17 protein-coding genes are annotated in these 18,702 nt (G+C 57.3%); 12 read left to right on the top strand and 5 right to left on the bottom strand.

The genetic code is table 11. From position 1 onward, the window contains the following. Positions 1-2: 2 nt before the first annotated feature. From ACR0CR_RS17045 to ACR0CR_RS17025, 5 genes are all read right to left on the bottom strand, one after another. A complete protein-coding gene (locus ACR0CR_RS17045; RefSeq protein ID WP_480601385.1) occupies positions 3-1,238 on the bottom strand; it encodes an NAD(P)/FAD-dependent oxidoreductase in 1,236 nt (411 codons plus the stop codon). Next, complete coding sequence (locus tag ACR0CR_RS17040; RefSeq protein WP_480601383.1) at positions 1,235-2,167, bottom strand: 4-hydroxyproline epimerase; 933 nt, start codon at positions 2,165-2,167, stop codon at positions 1,235-1,237. Before ACR0CR_RS17040 ends, ACR0CR_RS17045 begins: the two co-directional genes overlap by 4 nt. Continuing rightward, positions 2,158-3,117 carry a dihydrodipicolinate synthase family protein gene (locus ACR0CR_RS17035; protein WP_480601381.1) on the bottom strand — a complete coding sequence of 320 codons (960 nt, stop codon included), beginning with the start codon at positions 3,115-3,117 and terminating at the stop codon, positions 2,158-2,160. Before ACR0CR_RS17035 ends, ACR0CR_RS17040 begins: the two co-directional genes overlap by 10 nt. Positions 3,118-3,272: 155 nt before the next feature. Next, positions 3,273-4,331: an ABC transporter ATP-binding protein gene (locus ACR0CR_RS17030; RefSeq protein ID WP_480601379.1), complete on the bottom strand. Its 1,059-nt coding sequence runs from the start codon at positions 4,329-4,331 to the stop codon at positions 3,273-3,275. Further along, positions 4,328-5,134 (bottom strand): IclR family transcriptional regulator, encoded by an 807-nt coding sequence (locus tag ACR0CR_RS17025; protein ID WP_480601376.1) that lies wholly within the window; start codon positions 5,132-5,134, stop codon positions 4,328-4,330. The genes ACR0CR_RS17030 and ACR0CR_RS17025 overlap by 4 nt, the downstream gene beginning before the upstream one ends. Before the next feature lie 139 nt (positions 5,135-5,273). Here ACR0CR_RS17025 and ACR0CR_RS17020 point away from each other — a divergent pair, with 139 nt between their 5' ends. The 12 genes from ACR0CR_RS17020 (at position 5,274) to ACR0CR_RS16965 (ending at position 18,689) form a co-directional block, all read left to right on the top strand. Continuing rightward, entirely contained in the window at positions 5,274-6,533 is a 1,260-nt protein-coding gene (locus ACR0CR_RS17020) for an ABC transporter substrate-binding protein (RefSeq protein ID WP_480601374.1), read from the top strand. Between the two features lie 96 nt (positions 6,534-6,629). Then, positions 6,630-7,553 carry a carbohydrate ABC transporter permease gene (locus ACR0CR_RS17015; RefSeq protein WP_480601372.1) on the top strand — a complete coding sequence of 308 codons (924 nt, stop codon included), beginning with the start codon at positions 6,630-6,632 and terminating at the stop codon, positions 7,551-7,553. Position 7,554: 1 nt separating this feature from the next. Further along, complete coding sequence (locus tag ACR0CR_RS17010) at positions 7,555-8,403, top strand: carbohydrate ABC transporter permease (RefSeq protein WP_480601370.1); 849 nt, start codon at positions 7,555-7,557, stop codon at positions 8,401-8,403. A 22-nt stretch (positions 8,404-8,425) separates the two neighbouring features. Beyond that, the gene (melA, locus tag ACR0CR_RS17005; RefSeq protein ID WP_480601368.1) at positions 8,426-9,766 is read left to right on the top strand and encodes an alpha-galactosidase; all 1,341 of its coding nucleotides are present in this window, start codon (positions 8,426-8,428) and stop codon (positions 9,764-9,766) included. Between the two features lie 290 nt (positions 9,767-10,056). Next, positions 10,057-10,824: an SDR family NAD(P)-dependent oxidoreductase gene (locus tag ACR0CR_RS17000; protein ID WP_480601366.1), complete on the top strand. Its 768-nt coding sequence runs from the start codon at positions 10,057-10,059 to the stop codon at positions 10,822-10,824. A 4-nt stretch (positions 10,825-10,828) separates the two neighbouring features. After that, on the top strand, positions 10,829-11,722 hold the full coding sequence (locus ACR0CR_RS16995; RefSeq protein ID WP_480601364.1) for a 2-dehydro-3-deoxygalactonokinase: 894 nt from the start codon (positions 10,829-10,831) through the stop codon (positions 11,720-11,722). Continuing rightward, positions 11,719-12,324: a 2-dehydro-3-deoxy-6-phosphogalactonate aldolase gene (locus ACR0CR_RS16990; RefSeq protein ID WP_480601361.1), complete on the top strand. Its 606-nt coding sequence runs from the start codon at positions 11,719-11,721 to the stop codon at positions 12,322-12,324. The genes ACR0CR_RS16995 and ACR0CR_RS16990 overlap by 4 nt, the downstream gene beginning before the upstream one ends. After that, complete coding sequence (locus ACR0CR_RS16985) at positions 12,321-13,181, top strand: SMP-30/gluconolactonase/LRE family protein (RefSeq protein WP_480601359.1); 861 nt, start codon at positions 12,321-12,323, stop codon at positions 13,179-13,181. Before ACR0CR_RS16990 ends, ACR0CR_RS16985 begins: the two co-directional genes overlap by 4 nt. After that, complete coding sequence (locus tag ACR0CR_RS16980) at positions 13,178-15,088, top strand: beta-galactosidase (protein WP_480601357.1); 1,911 nt, start codon at positions 13,178-13,180, stop codon at positions 15,086-15,088. Before ACR0CR_RS16985 ends, ACR0CR_RS16980 begins: the two co-directional genes overlap by 4 nt. 88 nt (positions 15,089-15,176) lie before the next feature. Beyond that, complete coding sequence (locus tag ACR0CR_RS16975) at positions 15,177-17,042, top strand: family 1 glycosylhydrolase (protein WP_480601354.1); 1,866 nt, start codon at positions 15,177-15,179, stop codon at positions 17,040-17,042. 39 nt (positions 17,043-17,081) lie between these two features. Beyond that, positions 17,082-18,008: a carbohydrate kinase family protein gene (locus ACR0CR_RS16970; protein ID WP_480601352.1), complete on the top strand. Its 927-nt coding sequence runs from the start codon at positions 17,082-17,084 to the stop codon at positions 18,006-18,008. Between the two features lie 15 nt (positions 18,009-18,023). Beyond that, entirely contained in the window at positions 18,024-18,689 is a 666-nt protein-coding gene (locus ACR0CR_RS16965; protein ID WP_480601350.1) for a D-lyxose/D-mannose family sugar isomerase, read from the top strand. Positions 18,690-18,702 lie beyond the last annotated feature (13 nt).

The raw sequence follows: 18,702 nt of genomic DNA, 5'->3' as shown, positions 1-18,702 counted from the left end.
CCTCAGAAACGAGTGGGGGAAAATGGGGTTAGGGATAGAGATGGCGTTTGGCCGTCAATCAGATCTCCGACCAGTTCTGCGGTTCCTGCGGATTGGGTCAACCCCAGATGCCCATGACCAAACGCATAGATCACATCGCGCGCTTTGGGTGAGATTCCGATCACCGGCAGACTATCCGGCAGAGAGGGGCGAAACCCCATCCATTGCGTGCCTCCTTGGGTTTGCAGTCCCGGCAGGAACTGCGCGGCCTTGTTCAACAACGTGTCCGCGCGTTTGTAGTTTGGCGGCAGAGTCAAACCGCCGAGTTCCACCGCGCCGCCCACGCGCACGCCACCATTGATCCGGCTGGCCACAAATCCGTGCCCGGAGAAGGTCAGGTGCATCCGCAGATCAAAGGCCCCTTTTGGGAGGGTCGTGTTGTACCCACGTTCCGTTTCCAACGGGATGCGGTCCCCGATTGTCTTCGCCAATTGATGGGACCACGCACCGGCGCAAAGGATAACTTTGGATGCCTGCAACGCCTCATCCGTCAGGATCAGAACTCCGTCGGAATTCGGCCGGAGTGCCCGAGTGTCTTTGCGGATAATCTGACCGCCGCGCGTACGAAACGCCCTCGCCAAATGTTCCACCCAGGCTTTTGGGTCAATCGTGTTCAGCCAGTGCGGAGTGAACCCCGCATGAGTAAAACGTTTGCTTAAGCCGGGTTGCTTTTCAGCGATTGCGGCGGGACTTTCCAACAATTCGAACTCAATCCCGTGGTCCCGGCGCAGCGCCCAACCGGGCAGGCTTGCACGAAACTCAGCCTCGGATTCATACAGTTGCAATTGCCCGTCCCGCTGCATCAAAGGCTCGCCCTGAACCGAAATGATCAGCCGTTCCAATGCAGGGGTGGAGACGTTCATCAAACTGGCCTGGGCGGACAGCAGATCTTTGTACCGCGCCGGACGACTGGCTTTCCAGAAACGAAAAAGCCATGGCGCAATCTGAAGTGCATAGGCGGGCGGAATGGAGAGCGGTCCCAGTGGATCAAGCAGCCATTTCGGGGCCTTTCGCATGATCCCCGGCGTTGCCAGAGGCTCAACTTCGGGGAACGCAAACGCCCCGGCATTCCCGGCTGACGTTTGCGCGGCCACACCGTCACGATCCAGAACAAGAACCGAATGCCCTCGGCGCTGTAGTGCCAGAGCGGTTGTGATCCCGACCACACCAGCACCGATGACAACAACGGGGTGCGTCACATTTCGATCCCATCTTTGAACGGATCGCTTTCGCCGAATATCAGGTGTGACTTTGCCATGACGAAGGCCTGCCCTGTGATTGATGGGGTGACCCCACCCTTTTGCCCAAGTTGATAGGACAATCGGTACGGGCTGCCGATAACGCTTTGCTGCACAATCTCCTCTCCAGGGCTCAAAAGACCGTCGGCGGCAAGACACGCGAGACGCGCCGAGCTGCCAGTGCCGCACGGGGACCTGTCATAGTTATCATCCGGGCAAAGGACAAAGTTGCGACTGTGAACACCTTCGACCGAATGCGGATCCTGCAAAATGACATGGTCGACTGGCTCACCCTGCTCGCCACCAATGCCTTGCGCAATGGATGCCTCGCGGATCGCGATGGTCAGATCGGTCAACTTGCGGATATTTCCGGGCTCAACGGTAATTGGGCTGGGGTCCACGATGAAGAACCAGTTGCCACCAAAAGCCACGTCTCCGGTCACAGGGCCAAACCCTGGCACGTCCAACGTCACTTCTGCGGCTACGCGGCGGCTTTCGATGTTGATCACGGTGACGGTGTTGGCGTCCCGCAGCTCAACTGTCACCACACCGACCGGTGTTTCAATCCTGTGAATTCCAGCTTCGATTTGCCCGAGATGCGCAAGAGTCACGACCAGACCAATCGTGCCGTGGCCGCACATACCCAGAACGGCTTCGGTGTCGAAATAGATCACTCCGGTCACGCAGGTCGGGTCGACGGGTTCAACCAATAGAGCCCCGACCATGGCGGGTTGACCCCGAGGTTCCAGCAGTATGGAGCGGTAAAACGACCTGTGTCTTTTCGCCAGACGTTCCGCCCGATCCGCAACTGATCCGCCCCCCAAGTCGGGACCGTCGGATAGGATGACCCGCGTCGGCATCCCTCCGGTGTGGCTGTCGATCACATGCATTCGGCGATAACCCCGCCCTGCCCCGCCCAGTCCTTAAACCAGTTTTGGAACAGGCGATATTGCGCTTCGCAATAGTTGCGCTGCGCATCTGTCAGCTCATCCGTTTCGTTGAAATGCAGGCGATATTCCTCTTCACCGTTCAGGACCAAAAGGTGCTTGTAATACAGCACCAGATCGGGGCCTTCGTCAAAGCTGGACAAGACGTGGATTGCCTCGGTCAATTCCTGTGCTCGTAGCCGTGCCTCAGCATGGCCCTGCGCAGCTTTTTGCGACAGGGCAGCCAACAGCAACGCCTCATGCGGCAAGGCCGTTCCGATGCCCGTTATTGACCCCGTCGCACCGCAATTGACGAATCCATGGTAGACCTCGGTGTCGACCCCGACCATAAGCGTCACCTGATCGTCCTGGCTCGTAATGTTTTCCGCCGCGTAGCGCAGGTCATCTTTTCCGCCGAATTCTTTGAAGCCGATCAGGTTGGGGTGCTCGTCGCGAAGCGCAAAGAACAGATCGGCCCGCGTCGCAAACCCGTAATGCGGGCTGTTGTAGATGATCGCGGGGACGTCGGGTGCCGCTGACAGGATCGCTTTGAAGTGGTTTTTCTGTGCTGCCGGAGAGCTGCCGCGCGACAGAACCCGAGGGATGACCATCAGCCCTACGGCACCCGTCTTCTGCGCATGGGCCGCGTGGTCGACGGCGGATTTTGTGTTGATCGCCCCAGTCCCGACGACAACCGGCAAACCTGCCGCGATCAACCGTTCCACGCCTTCCATACGCTGTTCATCCGTCAGCAATGGCCAGTCACCCATCGAGCCGCAGTAGACAACCGCCGACATCCCTGCCTCAATCATCTGCTTCCCCTTGCGAACAAGCGCGTCAAAATCCGGTGTACGGTCAGCTGTGCAAGGCGTCATCAGCGCGGGCATAGTTCCCGAAAATATATTGGCTGGCATAGGTTTTGTCCTTTGATTTAGCGCCAAAAACGGGCGGCCTTTGGTTTAGTCTATTGCGTACTAATGGATATTGGATACAAAATCTATTGATAATTGAAATGGAAATCGTGCCAGAGTTGCGGGCTGGCACGCTGAACAGTTTTGAAACGTATGGTTTAGCGGAACCGTTGGCCGCTTTGGGGATCAAACATCATAGAGCGTTCGGGGCGCACGATGATACCGATCTTGTCACCCTGTTTGCTGCGCTGATCATCGCGTTCTTCGACAATCAACTTGTCGCCGTTCGGAGCCACCAGATACGAATAGCTTACACCGCCAAGCGCCTCGGTCAGATCAACCGCACAGGTGTCGCCCGATCGATCAATCTCGATATGCTCAGGGCGAATGCCAAGTGTTACTTTGGTGGACCCTGCAGGAACAGTCCCCGTCAATGGCACAGATGTACTGAGCGCGGGATGAGTGACCTGACCATCGACAATATCGCAGTCCAGAAAATTCATCGCCGGAGAACCAATGAAACCAGCCACAAAGCGATTGTCCGGATCGCGGTACAGGTCCATTGGTGCGCCAACCTGCTCGATCCGGCCATCGCGAAGCACAACGATCTTGTCGGCCATCGTCATCGCTTCGACTTGATCGTGGGTCACGTAAATCATGGTCGCGCCGATTTCATTGTGAAGCCGCGCAATCTCAACCCGCATTTCGACCCGCAATTCGGCATCGAGGTTGGACAGCGGTTCATCGAACAAAAACACCTCGGGGCCGCGCACGATCGCCCGTCCGATGGCGACACGCTGCCGCTGGCCGCCGGACAGGGCTTTGGGCTTGCGTTTGAGGTATTGGTCCAGCTTCAGGATATTCGACGCTTCCTGAACCTTTTTGTCGATCTCGCCTTTGGCGACTCCGTTCATACGCAGACCGAACCCCATGTTCTCGGCCACCGTCATATGTGGGTAAAGCGCATAGGTCTGAAATACCATCGCGACCCCACGCTTGGCCGGGTCCATATGGGTCACATCGCGGGACCCGATATGAATCTGACCCTCGGTGGTTTCTTCCAACCCCGCGATCATACGCAACAGCGTGGATTTTCCACAGCCAGAGGGGCCAACGAAGACACAGAACTCGCCATCCTCAATCTGAAGATCAATGCCGTGAATTACCTGCGTCTCGCCATATCGCTTGATCGCCTGGTTCAGAGTGACACCTGTCATGTCGCTTGCATCCTGTCATTGTTTTCGTTTGGGCGGATTTCAGGGAACCGCCATGCCTGGGCCTCGGCCCCGATCTGATCGGCCACACGGCGTACACGGGGCACCCAAGCTTGCAACTGGTCAAACTTCATCCGTTCGGTCGATCCGGTGATTGAGATCGCCCCCAACATCCGTCCTTTTTCCGTCAGGACCGGGCAGGCAACGCAGATGATGCCGGGTTCGTGTTCTTCATCATCAACGGCATAACCCCGAGCACGGATCACTTGCAGATCGGCGCGCAAAAGCTGCTCCGAAGCCAGCGTTTTTTCAGTAAACCGGTGAAAACTTTGCTGCGAGACCGCCTTGTCCAACGCGTCAGGCTCAAGATGTGCCATCATCGCTTTGCCGACGCCCGTGCAATAGGCCGGTCCGACTTTGCCCGCCTGCGAATACATTTCAACCGGTTGCGTCGCATTGCGCTTGTCGACGTATAAAACCTGCCCGGCATCCAACTGGGCGAGGTGAACGGTTTCCCCGGTTTCCCGGCTAAGCGCATCCAGAAACGGCCGTGCAATCGGCGCAAGTGAACTTTGGGTCCAGGCCGCATGCGCAAGACGTACCAGCCGCAACCCAGGCGTATAGGTCTGCCGGTCAGGATCGTAGGACAACATTCCCTGATTGGTCAGCGATTGCAGAAACCGGTAGAGTGTCGCCTTTGGAAAATTGCTTTGATCCAGCAACTCGCCAAAGCGGACCGGGCGCGCGAAGGCCGCGACCTGATCCAGCACATCACAAGCTTTGCCAATTGTTCCGTCACCAGCCACGAGCGGGTTTTCTCCTCCTATTCCCCGCGGCCATTGGCACGAGGGTCTTGACAAGACTAACCGAGTCGATGTGTAGTTTTCAACATATAAAACTAAGTTCCACAATTTGGAACCAGTATGGAAGCTAAGGGAGGACACTATGCATTCCATCTACAAGCGCACAACGGCCGCGCTGGCCATGAGCGTTGCACTTGCTGTTCCGGCATATGCCGAGCTGAGCGGCGAGCTGCGAATCTTTCTTGATACATCGAACCCGGCGCCACGCGCGACGATGGAAGCGATGATCGACCGGTTCGCGGCAGAACACCCCGGACTTGAGATCGAAACAACGGTGATCGACCGGGAGGCGTACAAAACGCAGATCCGCAACTTCCTTACGGCTGACACTCCGGACGTGGCCACATGGTACGCTGCCAACCGCATGAAGCCTTATGTCGAAGCCGGCCTGTTCGAAGACGTCTCGGACCTGTGGGCCGAGCCTGAGATCGCAGAGAACCTTGCCTCGACCAAAGGCGCGATGACCATTGATGGCAAGCAGTGGGGCGTGCCCTACACCTATTACCAGTGGGGCGTTTATTACCGCAAAGACATCTTTGATGAGTTGGGCCTGTCCGAGCCGACCAGCTGGGAAGAAGAACTGGCCAACTGCCAGAAAATCGTCGATTCCGGCCGCGCCTGCTATACCATTGGCACCAAATTCCTGTGGACCGCTGGTGGTTGGTTCGACTACCTGAATATGCGCACCAACGGGTTTGACTTCCACAATCAGCTTGCCAACGGTGAAATCAGCTGGGAAGACGACCGTGTCAAGCAGACCTTCGCCAACTGGAAACAGCTGATCGACATGGGCGCGTTCATCGACAATCACCAGACCTACAGCTGGCAGGAAGCCCTGCCCTTCATGGTGAATGGTGAGGCCGCCGCGTATCTGATGGGCAACTTCGCTGTGGCTCCATTGCGCGAAGCGGGCCTGTCCGACGACCAACTGGACTTCTACCAGTTTGTTGCCATCAACCCAGACGTTGAACTGGCCGAAGACGCGCCGACCGACACGTTCCACATCCCTGCCAACGCATCGAACAAAGAAGCAGCACGTGAATTCCTGCGCTTTGTGGTCTCGGCTGATGAACAGACCGAAATTAACAACGGTTCGAACCTTGGTCAGTTGCCGGTCAACGCCAAATCCTCGGTGGACAATGACAAGTTCCTGCAGCAGGGATTCAACATGCTGTCATCGAACAGCCCCGGTGGCGTAGCGCAGTTCTGGGATCGTGATGCGCCTGCTGAAATGGCCAAAGTATCGATGGAAGGGTTCCAGGAATTCATGGTCAAGCCCGACAATGCTGACCGCATTCTGGCCAAGCTGGAACGCGCACGCCAGCGTATTTACGACAACTAAACCGGACAGAGCGGGCCATGGCCCGCTCTGATCCGAAACCTGCGTAAGGCGGGTGCAGACCCGCCTTACTCCATTGACCAAACCCCGAGATTCAAAATGTCCGCTGTCGACGTTCCCGAACAAGAAAGCTGGTTCCACAGAAACCAACAGCGCATCGCGCCATGGCTGTTTCTGGCCCCGGGCCTGCTGTTCTTCATGGTTTACGTGATTATCCCGGTCTTTCAGTCCTTTAACCTATCGCTTTACGAATGGGACGGGTTGGGTGCCGCGGAATATGTCGGTGTTCGCAACTACGAAGATCTCTACTGGGAATTGGTCGACCGCGACGCGTTCTATATTTCGCTCAAAAACAACCTGATCTGGCTGATCCTATATCTGGCCGCGATCCCGGCGGGTCTGTTCATCGCCTTGTTCCTAAATCAGACCGTAGTCGGTATTCGCCTATATAAGTCTCTGTTTTTCTTCCCCTTCGTGATTTCGCAGGTCGTGGTTGGGCTTGTCTTTACGTGGTTCTACGACCCCACGTTTGGCCTGCTGAACGAATTCCTCGGCCTCTTTGGCCTCGGCCCGCTCAACGTTCTGGGCGACGAGCGGTTCGTCACATACGGCATCATCTTCGCGGGGCTTTGGCCGCAAACCGCCTATTGCATGATCCTCTACCTGACCGGCTTGAACGCCGTAGACCCTGAACAGATTGAGGCTGGACGTCTGGACGGGGCCAAAGGCGCGCGGATGCTATGGCACATCATCCTGCCGCAACTGCGACCTGCGACGTTCATCGCCTTTGTCGTTACAATCATTGGCGCGCTGCGCAGCTTTGACCTGATCTCGATCATGACCCAAGGCGGTCCGTTCGGGTCCTCTCGCGTCTTGGCCTACTATATGTTCGAGGTCGCCCTGTCCGAGTACGGTTTCCGCATGGGGTACGGCGCGGCCATCGCGGTAATACTGTTCCTGATCATGCTGTGTTTCATCGCCTATTTCCTCTGGTCGATGTACCGCGAAGAAAGGGGGCATTGAGATGTTTCCCAAACCCATCGAAAAACAACCCCGTGCTGCGCAGATTACTTACCAGGCCATGTTACCTCTTGCCTTGCTTTTGTGGCTTGGCCCCCTGCTGGCAGTGGCTTTATTCTCGGTCAAACCCGCTGCGGATTTCACCAACGCGAATTATTGGGGCCTGCCGTCAAGCTTTGAGGGTGCATTCAACTACGGCCAGGTGTTCTTTAATTCAGACATGCCACGGTATCTTTTGAATTCATTCCTGATCACCATTCCCACGGTGATCGGAGCCGTGGCGCTCAGCTGCATGACCGGCTATGCACTTGGCATCTACAAGTTCAAATCGAACTTGTGGATCTTTTTCATGTTCGTCGCAGGCAACTTTGTGCCCTTCCAGATCCTGATGGTTCCTGTTCGCGATCTGACCTTGCAACTTGGCCTGTACAACACCAAGACCGGGCTGGTCCTGTTCCACATCGCTTTCCAGACCGGATTCTGCACCCTCTTTATGCGCAACTTTATCCGCGCCCTGCCGTTCGAGCTGATCGAGGCCGCACGGGTCGAAGGTATCAGCGAATGGCGCATCTTCTGGTACGTCGTGCTGCCGCTGATGAAGCCAGCAATTGCGGCGCTCAGCGTGTTGATCTTTACCTTCATCTGGAATGACTATTTCTGGGCGGTTGTCCTGACCCAGGGCGCTGAAAGCCAACCTGTCACGGCGGGCATTACCAGCTTTAACGCGCAATTCCGCGCGGCCTACCAACTGATGAGCGCCGGTTCCATTGTCGCGGCGCTGCCGCCGGTGGCCATGTTCTTCCTAATGCAGAAACACTTCATCGCGGGCCTGACCCTCGGTGCCGTAAAATAACGTCAAGCCAAAGGTTTGCCTGATGACCAAGATAGCTTTCGTCGGAGCGGGTTCCACGATCTTCATGAAGAACATTGTGGGCGATGCGCTGCTGACCCCAGCCCTGGCCGATTGTCACTTTGCGCTGATGGACATCGACGTTCAGCGCCTTGCAGAAAGCGAATCCGTGGCACGCGCCATGATCCGCTCGGTAGGAACAGGCGCGTCGGTCTCAACACATACAGACCGGCGCGCGGCTCTGGACGGGGCCGATTTCGTGATCACCGCCTTTCAAGTCGGGGGCTATAAGCCCTGCACCGTCACGGATTTTGAAATTCCCAAGCAGTACGGCCTGCGTCAAACCATTGCGGATACACTGGGTGTTGGTGGCATCATGCGCGGATTGCGTACAGTCCCGGTCCTGTGGGACGTGGCGCGGGACATGATGCAGCTTTGCCCGGACGCAACACTGCTGCAATATGTCAACCCGATGGCCATCAATACCTGGGCGTTGTCGCAGCAATTTCCGATGCTGAAACAGGTCGGTCTGTGCCATTCGGTGCAGAATACAGTTGAGGAACTGGCCCACGATCTGGATTTGCCCAAAGCCGACATTCGGTACAAGGTCGCAGGCGTCAATCATGTTGCATTCTTCCTGCGCCTGGACCATGACGGCCGCGATCTCTACCCGGCGCTGCGCCAGGGATATGCGGATGGACGATTGCCAAAGGCTCCCCTGCTGATGCCCCGCTGCCCGAACAAAGTGAGATACGAAGTCATGGATCATCTGGGCTATTTCTGCACGGAAAGCTCGGAACATCTGGCCGAATATGTTCCATGGTTCATCAAGAATGGCCGCCCGGACCTTATCGAGCAATTTTCGGTTCCACTGGATGAATATCCCACCCGGTGCGAAGAACAGGTCGCGACATGGAAAGAGCAGGCTAAAACGCTGACCGATGGCAAAGCCATGGACGTAGAGCGCAGTCACGAGTTTGCTGCCGATCTGATAAATGCGATTGTCACGGACACACCTTATGTGGCCTATGGCAACTTGCCCAACACGGGGCAGATCCCGCAACTCCCGCTGGGGGCTGCAGTTGAAACACCTTGTCTGGTTGATTCAAATGGCGTCCAGCCCTCACTCGTCAAGGACATTCCGCCACAGTTGGTCGCGCTGATGCGCACGCAAATCAATGTGCAGGAGCTGACCGTCCGTGCCCTGACCGAGCAGAACCCGGAATACATCTACCATGCCGCCATGATGGACCCGCACACCGCTGCCGAGCTGGACCTGCGCCAGATCCGCAGCCTTATCACCGACTTGCTGACTGCGCACGAGGATTGGCTGCCTGAATGGTGCCTCCCGGCGCGCGCCGCTTGATCATCACCTTTTCAAAAACACTCAGTTCCAACATCCGCCAAAGAAATACAACCAAGTATGAAGACTCGTCACTCACAACACTGGTATGGCAAACCGGCCCCTGACGAGGCCAGTGTAAACCTTTCGGCAGCGCAGGATGACTTGTTGGAGACCAGAGCCAAAGCGTTCGGCGTTGCGAGCTCCAAGGATCCAAAGGCCAACTTCGGCCATGTTTTTCAGTCAGGCCGCGGCGCGGAACTTGATTTTCTGGTGGGCAAAGACACCCACCTTGTGACCATAGTGAGCCACTGATGGAACAACCTGCAACTTTCCACGATCTGAACGGAGCCTCGGTATTTATCACCGGTGGAGGCTCGGGCGTCGGCGCCGCTTTGACCGATGGGTTTTTGGCACAGGGCGCAAATGTCGCCTTTATCGGTCGGTCAGATGCGAGTTTGTTTGTCGAGGAAATGCGTGACAAACATGGCCGCGCGCCGCTGTTTTTACAGGGCGACATGACAGACACAGAGCTGTTGCGCGCAACAATGGCAAAAGCGGCCGAGGCTTTTGGCCCGATTGACGTACTGGTCAACAACGCCGCCAATGACAAGCGCCATTCGCTGGACGAGACCACGCCCGAGTTTTGGGACTGGATGATCGAGGTCAACCTCAAGGCCTATTTCTTTGCTTGCCAGGAGGCCGCGCGCCAGATGCAGGGCAAGGGCGGATCGGTCATCAATTTCAGCTCAATCAGTTACATGATGGGCAATGCAGGATATCCGATTTACACCACATCCAACGCGGGCATAACCGGTATGACCCGGTCGCTTGCGCGAGAGCTCGGGCCGCAGAACATCCGGGTAAACGCACTTGCACCGGGCTGGGTTCTGACACAAAAGCAACTGGACATGTGGGCGACACCTGAGGATCTGGCCGCACATATGGACCGCCAATGCCTGAAAGAACATCTGACCCCCGAGGATATGATCGCGCCCACTTTGTTCCTTGCGTCCAAGGCCAGCCGCGCCATGACCGGTCAATGCATGGCAGTAGACGGCGGCGTTGTGGTGACGGGGTGATGCGATGAACGCGGATTGGATTGCGGTCGACTGGGGAACTTCTCATCTGCGCGCGTGGGCTATGCAGGGTGATGCGGTTCTGGATCAGGCGCATTCCGAACGTGGCATGGGGCGGGTGGTCAATGGCGCGTTTCAGGCCGCACTGCTCGAACTGATCGAACCATGGTTGGGCCCGTCACGGCTTGACGTGGTTGCCTGTGGCATGGTCGGTGCGCGTCAGGGCTGGGTTGAGGCGCCTTATTCAGCGGTGCCGTCGGAGCCTGTGCCGGCTCCTCCGATCCGGGTCCCCAATACCGATCCCCGTATTCGGGCCTTCGTTGTCCCGGGGCTTAAGCAACAATCGCCACCCGACGTCATGCGCGGCGAGGAAACGCAGATCGCGGGCTTCCTGGCCGAACGGCAAAATTGGGACGGTGTCATTTGCCTACCCGGAACACACACGAAATGGGTGCAGGTCAGTGCCGGAGAGGTCGTAAGTTTCCGTACATTCATGACAGGTGAAATGTTCGAACTTCTGCGCGGTCAGTCCGTCCTGAAACACTCGATTGGCGAGGGGTGGAGCAACGATGCGTTTGCCCAGGCCACAGCGGATGCATTGTCAAAGCCGGAACAGCTGGCTGCCCGCCTCTTTGGTCTGCGCGCAGCAGATTTATTGCATGGCCAGGATGGTGGCGTCGCGCGTGCAACGCTTTCCGGTTATTTGATCGGCGCAGAATTGGCTGCCACGCGCCCTTATTGGCTGGGTCAGCAGATCGCGATTATCGGGGCCAAGGGCCTTTCCGACGTCTACGCAAGCGCGCTGAGACAACAGGGCGCGTTTGTTGAGGTCGCCGACAGCACTCAATCCACTCTTGCAGGCCTGTTGAAGGCCAGAAATCTGACGAGGCAAACCGTATGAGCCGTCCTATCATTGCGATCCTACGTGGCCTTAAGCCGACCGAAGCCGCAGATGTCGGTCATGCTCTGATCGATGCGGGTATCCACCGGATTGAGGTGCCGTTGAACTCGCCCGAGCCCTTGGAAAGTATAAGGATCCTGGCAGACCGTTATGGCGATACAGCACTGGTCGGTGCGGGCACTGTATTGACCCAGGCGCAGGTTGATGCGGTTGCCGCGGCTGGTGGCAAGCTGATTGTTTCACCCAATTGCGATACCGACGTCATCACACGGTCGGTTGCGCTGAACCTGCAAAGCTGGCCGGGAATTTACACGCCCACCGAAGCTTTTGCCGCACTCAAGGCTGGCGCGACCGGGCTGAAACTCTTCCCCGGCGTGATGGCAGGCCCAAGCGGCATTGGGGCTTTGCGCCCCGTTCTACCAGAAGGGACGCTTGTCTTCGCTGTAGGTGGTGCTGGACCCGAGAACTTTGCGCAATGGATCAAGGCGGGTGCCGATGGCTTTGGCATCGGTTCGGCGCTTTACAAACCGGGTATGACGGTTGCCGATGTCGCAACGCGGGCCAAAGATATCGTTGCGGCCTATGATGAGGCCGCTGCATGAGTTTGGTTTTTGACGACCGCCCCTGCGCGCTTGGCGAAGGCCCGCTGTGGCACCCGGAACGTCAACAACTGTTCTGGTTCGACATCATCAACAAGTGCCTGCTGACTCAGGTCGACGGATCGCAAATGCGCTGGGATTTTTCCGAGCGAGTTTCGGCTGCGGGTTGGGTCGATCGGGACACGCTTCTGATCGCATCCGAAACTGCGCTTTGGACGTTCGGGCTGGAAACCGGGCGGAAAGAAAAAATAACTCCGCTAGAGGCCGACAATCCGGACACGCGGTCCAACGATGGGCGCGCTGATCCCTGGGGCGGGTTCTGGATTGGGACAATGGGCAAGAATGCCGAAAAGGGTGCCGGATCAATCTACCGGTTTTGGCGCGGAGAGTTACGGCGGTTGGTGCCGGATGTAACGATTTCAAACGCGATCTGCTTCGCCCCTGACCGGTCTTGCGCGTATTTTGCGGACACAGCAACCAAACAAGTCATGCGCCAGACTTTGAACGCGGACACCGGCTGGCCCGAAGGCGACGCCTCGGTCTTTCTGGACATGCGTGCCGACGGGCTAAACCCGGACGGTGCTGTGGTGGATGCCAAGGGAAACATCTGGATCGCGCAATGGGGCGCAAGCCGGGTGGCTGAATACGACAGCAACGGCAGCTTTCTGAGCGCAACCGAATTTCCCGCCGCTCACACCTCGTGCCCTGCTTTCGGCGGAGAGGACCTGACGACGCTGTTCTGCACCTCGGCACAAGAAGGGCTGGACGCGGACGCCCTGCGAGGGCAACCCACAAACGGAATGACATTTGCCCGGCCCGGTGCGGGCAAAGGGCAAGCAGAACACAGAGTCATCATATGAAACCCGAACTTGGCGTTTGCTATTATCCCGAACATTGGCCCGAGGCGATGTGGGCGCAAGATGCTGCCGCGATGGCCAAAGCGGGCCTGTCCTGGGTCCGGATCGGTGAATTTGCCTGGAGCAGGATGGAACCCGCACCCGGCGATCTGCAATTCGACTGGTTGGACCGCGCAATCGAAACATTGGGATCCGCCGGGCTGAAGGTCGTGTTGGGAACGCCGACCGCGACACCCCCGCGCTGGATGCTGGACAAATACCCGGACATGCTGGCCGTGGATGAACATGGGCGGACGCGCAAATTCGGATCGCGCAGGCATTATTGCTTTAGTCATTTGGGCTATATCGACGAATGTGTTCGCATCGCGCGCATCATGGGCGAGCGTTATGGGCGCAATCCCCACGTCGCGGCATGGCAAATCGACAATGAGTACGGATGCCATGACACGACGATCAGTTACAGCCCGGTCGCGTTACGCGCATTTCGTCTCTGGTTGGCTGATCAGTTTGGCAACATTGACGCATTGAACAAAGCCTGGGGCAACGTGTTCTGGTCGATGGACTATGGCAGCTTTGATCAGATCGATCTGCCCACCCAAACAGTAACCGAGCCCAATCCGGCGCATGTTTTGGCATTTCGGCGGTTCAGCTCGGATCAGGTTGTCACATTCAACGCGGCGCAGGTCGACACGCTGCGACCCCTGACCGATGCGCCATTGCTCCACAACTATATGGGTCGCGTGTTGGAGTTTGACCATTTCAAGGTGGGTGCAGATCTGGATATTGCCACCTGGGACAGTTACCCCATCGGGTTCCTGTCTGACCGACTGGAAGCCGATCAGGCGCACAAAACGACCTTTTTGCAGCAGGGCGATCCGGATATGCAGGCCTTTCACCACGACCTCTATCGCGCAGTTGGGCGCGGTCGATGGTGGGTGATGGAACAACAGCCCGGCCCGGTGAACTGGGCCCCATACAACCCTGCTCCGCTGCTCGGTATGGTTCGGTTGTGGTCGCTGGAAGCTGTGGCGCATGGGGCCGAAGTGGTCAGTTACTTCCGGTGGCGGCAAGCACCGTTTGCACAGGAGCAGATGCATGCAGGTTTGCTGACTCCTGACAACCGCCCTGCCCCGGGCCTTGCCGAGGCGCAACAGACCGCGGGTGATCTGAAGGAACTTGGTGACGTCCAGCCTTGCAAAGCTGAGGTTGCGATCCTTTTTGATTACGCCTCTGATTGGGCCTGGAAAACGCAGCCTCAAGGCGCCGGGTTTGACTATTTCATGCTGGTGTTTGCGGCGTACCGCGCTCTGCGCCGGGCGGGTCTGTCGGTTGACATTGTTTCGGCGTCCAACCCGGCACCTGAGGGTTACAAGGTGGTGCTGGCCCCTGGATTGGCGACAATTTATAATGCGTTGGTATCCAGTCTGGCTGGCAACGCGCTGACGATTTTTGGCCCGCGTTCTGGGGCAATCAGCACCGATTTTCAAATCGCAGGCCGCCCTGGATTGAAGGATCTTGAATGCGCCGTTGATCTGATCGAAACGATCCCGCCAAACGTAGAACGGTCTGTACAGGGCGGAGGCGCTGCAGTGCATTGGATTGAGCGGTTGTCGGGCAACGCCCCGGACCTGCTCGTCTTTGACGACGGCACTTCGGCACTAAAAGGGTCCGGCGCCCTATGGTATCTGGCTGGCTTCCCCAACGACGCGCTTTGGGACCGGATAGTGGAACTTGCCGCGCACCAGACAGGGTTGAAGTTGCATCCAATGCCGCCCGGACTGCGCCGACGTGAAACGGCCACGCATGAGGTGCTTATCAATTATGGCGCGAATCCCGTGGATTGGGACGGAACGCAAATCGACGGCTGCGATGTTGTCTTTCGCAAGAAACCGTCTACCGACGCCGCTTGATCCGCACGGCCAATCAAAAAAATTGATAACGCTAACATAACCTGCTAGGTGGCGTGAGGCTGTCCACTCCATCTGACAGGTCGCAAGAATGAAATACACCCGCGCTGACTTTCCCACAGGCTTCCTTTTTGGACATACGGGCCCTGATTCAGAGTCCAGAGTATTCGATTGCCAGGAAGTCCTGATCCGCTGGTCAGATGTGATGCCAGAGGGCCGCGGAAAGCCTGACGAACGCGCGCTGGGTCGCTATGATCGGCTGGTGGATGACATCTTGAAACCGGGGCAGCGGCCGTGCCTTTTGCTCGATCAATCCTCCTTGCCTGTTTCGCTGGACGACTTGGGAGGGTGGCGCAATCGCGATGTCGCGCGCTGGTTCGCGGAATTTACCGAACACGTGGTCGCACGGCTCGGAGATCGTGCGTTCAGCGTTTCTCCGGGCCCGTTGGCGTATGCCGAACAAATTGATACGCGAAGCGCGGCGCGCGCGTTGCACCATCGCCTGCTGGCACATGGTTGGGCCATCCGGGTGATGCGGGGTTACGGCATGGGCAACCTCGGCCTGTCGGTAGACGCCAGATCAGATGGATACCGGGACGTCCTTTGTGCGGCGTTCTTGGGTCGATATCCGGAAGCACTGTCAGAGGTAATGTCAACATCTTTGCCGGATGATTGGGATAAGGATCTTGAAGCCATTGCCGAACCTGTTGATTGGTGCGGACTGACCATTGATGAAGCAACTTCCGAGGATTTGGCTCAAATTTCACGGCGATTCACCAAAGACACGCCGCTATGGATGGCGGCAAGCGCATCGACCGCCGAGGAATTGCGCAGTCAGCTGGGTGTCCTCAGCAGCGCTTTGGATAAATCCGTTCCGATCAAGGGGTTTACGGTAAGCGGCACGGCGAAAAAAACACTGCAGCATATCCTTGAAATGGACGGGGTGCCAAAACCCTGGACGCGACCCTCCGGTAACATCCATGCGCATTGGAATCTTGTGGCCGATATTGGGGGCACAAATACCCGGTTTGGAGTCGTCACGAACGGTGAGTTGACCGAATTGCGCAAACACCCCACCGGAACACTGGAAGACCTGCGCACCGCGTTGCATGAGTTGTGCGATGACATTGGCACCTCTCCGCGCGCGGTTGTTGCGGCAGGTGCGGGTCCTGTGCAGGATGGCACAATCCACTTGACCAACGCACATTTGAAACTGTCCGAGAGTGAACTTGCCCACGCCACCGGCGCAAAGCACACGTTCGTAATCAACGATTTCACCGCGGCGGCATGGTCGGTCGCGGAAATCACTTCCAAGGACGTCGAAGTTCTGCAAGGCGCGTCCGAACCCCAACAAGGAACGCGGCTGGTGGTCGGACCGGGAACGGGCTTGGGCGTGGGTGCATTGCTTTTCTCCGAGGGGCATTTTCACACCGCCTCGGGCGAAGGCGGTCACATGGGCTTGTCCCCAAGACACAAAGACGAGGTAGATGTCTTTGATGCTGCACGGCGGATCGCGCCTGAATGTTTCTTTGGCGACACCCTTGTCCTTGAGGCTGAGATGTTCTTGAGCGGCACTGGCCTTCCCGTTCTTTACCAAGCCGTCAGTATGGCCGCCGGAACTGAAATGCCCATTGCGCGCTCAGCGAAGGATATTCTCCAGGACGCCCGAGATGGAACTGACGTTTGCGCCATCAGAACCGCGCGCATGTTCACAGAACACCTTGGAGCGATCATGGGTGACCTGGCCGTGGCTCTTGTTCCGAGAGGAGGCGTTTTCCTGGTTGGTGGTGTTGCCGAGAAAAACCGTTGGCTGTTCGGACAGGACTTTCTGGACGCCTTCAATGCAGGCGGGCGCTTTGATGATTTACGCCGTTCCATGAACCTGTATGTATCGAAACAACACGAATTTGGTATCGTTGGGGCCAACAACTTCTGCAAAAACGCGCTTTTGCACTAGTTTTGACCTGCGACTGCCGTCGGGAAAGAGGACTTCGGTATGATCCTTTGCTGTGGTGAAGCCCTGATTGATATGATCGCTGCGCCAACCGTTTCTGGTGAGCAGGGTTTTATTCCCCATGCCGGGGGGGCAATTTTCAATACTGCAATAGCTCTTGGTCGACTGGACGCGCGGACCGGAATGCTGACGGGCCTGTCGTCGGACATGTTTGGCCAAACCCTGACCGCGTCGCTGCAAATCAGCCACGTGGATACAAGTCACGTTGTTGAATCAGACAGACCGACAACGTTGGCTTTTGTTCAGCTGGAAGACGGGCATGCATCCTACAGTTTCTTTGATGAGAATTCGGCCGGGCGGATGTTGCGACCGGAGGATATGCCGGATCTGCTGCCCGGCGTCACGGCACTTTACTTTGGGGGGATCAGCCTTGCCTGCGAGCCATGCGCAGACGCATATGCGGCGTTGCTGGAGCGTCAGGGATCGGACCGTGCGGTTATGATCGACCCTAATATCCGCCCTACTTTCATCAAGGATCAGACCCGCTACCGCACGCGTTTGAACAAGATGATTGCGCAGGCAGACATCGTAAAAGTCTCGGACGAGGATCTGAACTGGATCGTGCCCGGTCCGGAAAGCATCGCGGAAAAAGTCCCGTTGCTGCTTAAGGCGGGGCCTTCCGTGGTGATCGTAACGCGCGGCAGCGAAGGCGCGACCGGATACATCGCCGATGGGTCCGAAGTTTCCGTCCCGGTGACCGAAGTTCAGGTCGTGGACACGGTAGGTGCAGGCGACACGTTCAATGCTGGTGTCTTGGCGGAACTCGATCGCTCGGGGAACCTGACCAAAGAAGCCCTGCGGGTTATGTCGCCGGAAACCCTCCGATCCGCCCTGGAATTGGGGGCCAAAGTGGCCGCGATAACCGTATCGCGTGCAGGTGCAAACCCACCGTGGGCAAGAGAACTCTGAAAACCGGAAAAGCTGATGAAACGTTCTGAGATCAACCGTATCAAATCCGACGCGCAAAGCTTCATACAGTCGTTTGGCGCCGTCCTACCACCCTTTGCGAACTGGTCGCCTGAGCAAATGCGCAGCGACGAGGCTCAGGGCATTCGTGAACGTGGTTTAGGCTGGGATATCACAGACTATGGGCAGGGCCGATTTGACGAACTGGGTCTGTTTCTGTTCACCCTGCGCAATGGCGACGTCAACGATCTGAGCCAAGGGCGCGGGATGCTCTACGCGGAAAAGCTGCTGATTTCACGCGACAAGCAATTGTCCCCGATGCACCGCCACATCCTCAAGGCCGAAGACATCATCAACCGAGGCGGCGGGGATCTGGTGATGGAGCTTTACGCGTCAGACCCCAAAGGCGGCATTGATCGGGACAATCCAGTGACGGTTCCCAGCGATGGCTGCCCTGTTACGGTTCAACCCGGCGAACTGATGCGCCTAAAGCCAGGTCAAAGCGTCACGCTTATGCCGGGCGTCTGGCACGCGTTCTGGGCTGAGCAGGGCGATTGTCTGATCGGCGAAGTTTCAACGGTAAACGATGATCGCACGGACAACGTGTTTGAAGATCCGATCCCACGATTTGCCACGATCGAAGAAGACACGACACCGGATTTCTTGTTGGTTGCCGACTACTAAAACGGAACACCCA

Source organism: Ruegeria sp. AM2 (genome assembly GCF_056540685.1).
This window is presented reverse-complemented; position numbering and strand designations above follow the sequence as displayed.

Bases quoted from the DNA above. Each gene is read 5' to 3' on its own strand.
- ACR0CR_RS16980 (WP_480601357.1), top strand. From the start codon at position 13,178: ATGAAACCCGAACTTGGCGTTTGCTATTATCCCGAACATTGGCCCGAG.
- ACR0CR_RS16965 (WP_480601350.1), top strand. From the start codon at position 18,024: ATGAAACGTTCTGAGATCAACCGTATCAAATCCGACGCGCAAAGCTTC.
- ACR0CR_RS16970 (WP_480601352.1), top strand. From the start codon at position 17,082: ATGATCCTTTGCTGTGGTGAAGCCCTGATTGATATGATCGCTGCGCCA.
- ACR0CR_RS16985 (WP_480601359.1), top strand. From the start codon at position 12,321: ATGAGTTTGGTTTTTGACGACCGCCCCTGCGCGCTTGGCGAAGGCCCG.
- ACR0CR_RS17015 (WP_480601372.1), top strand. From the start codon at position 6,630: ATGTCCGCTGTCGACGTTCCCGAACAAGAAAGCTGGTTCCACAGAAAC.
- ACR0CR_RS16975 (WP_480601354.1), top strand. From the start codon at position 15,177: ATGAAATACACCCGCGCTGACTTTCCCACAGGCTTCCTTTTTGGACAT.
- ACR0CR_RS17020 (WP_480601374.1), top strand. From the start codon at position 5,274: ATGCATTCCATCTACAAGCGCACAACGGCCGCGCTGGCCATGAGCGTT.
- ACR0CR_RS17010 (WP_480601370.1), top strand. From the start codon at position 7,555: ATGTTTCCCAAACCCATCGAAAAACAACCCCGTGCTGCGCAGATTACT.
- ACR0CR_RS17040 (WP_480601383.1), bottom strand. From the start codon at position 2,167: ATGCATGTGATCGACAGCCACACCGGAGGGATGCCGACGCGGGTCATC.
- ACR0CR_RS17000 (WP_480601366.1), top strand. From the start codon at position 10,057: ATGGAACAACCTGCAACTTTCCACGATCTGAACGGAGCCTCGGTATTT.
- ACR0CR_RS17035 (WP_480601381.1), bottom strand. From the start codon at position 3,117: ATGCCAGCCAATATATTTTCGGGAACTATGCCCGCGCTGATGACGCCT.
- ACR0CR_RS16995 (WP_480601364.1), top strand. From the start codon at position 10,829: ATGAACGCGGATTGGATTGCGGTCGACTGGGGAACTTCTCATCTGCGC.
- melA (WP_480601368.1), top strand. From the start codon at position 8,426: ATGACCAAGATAGCTTTCGTCGGAGCGGGTTCCACGATCTTCATGAAG.
- ACR0CR_RS17030 (WP_480601379.1), bottom strand. From the start codon at position 4,331: ATGACAGGTGTCACTCTGAACCAGGCGATCAAGCGATATGGCGAGACG.
- ACR0CR_RS16990 (WP_480601361.1), top strand. From the start codon at position 11,719: ATGAGCCGTCCTATCATTGCGATCCTACGTGGCCTTAAGCCGACCGAA.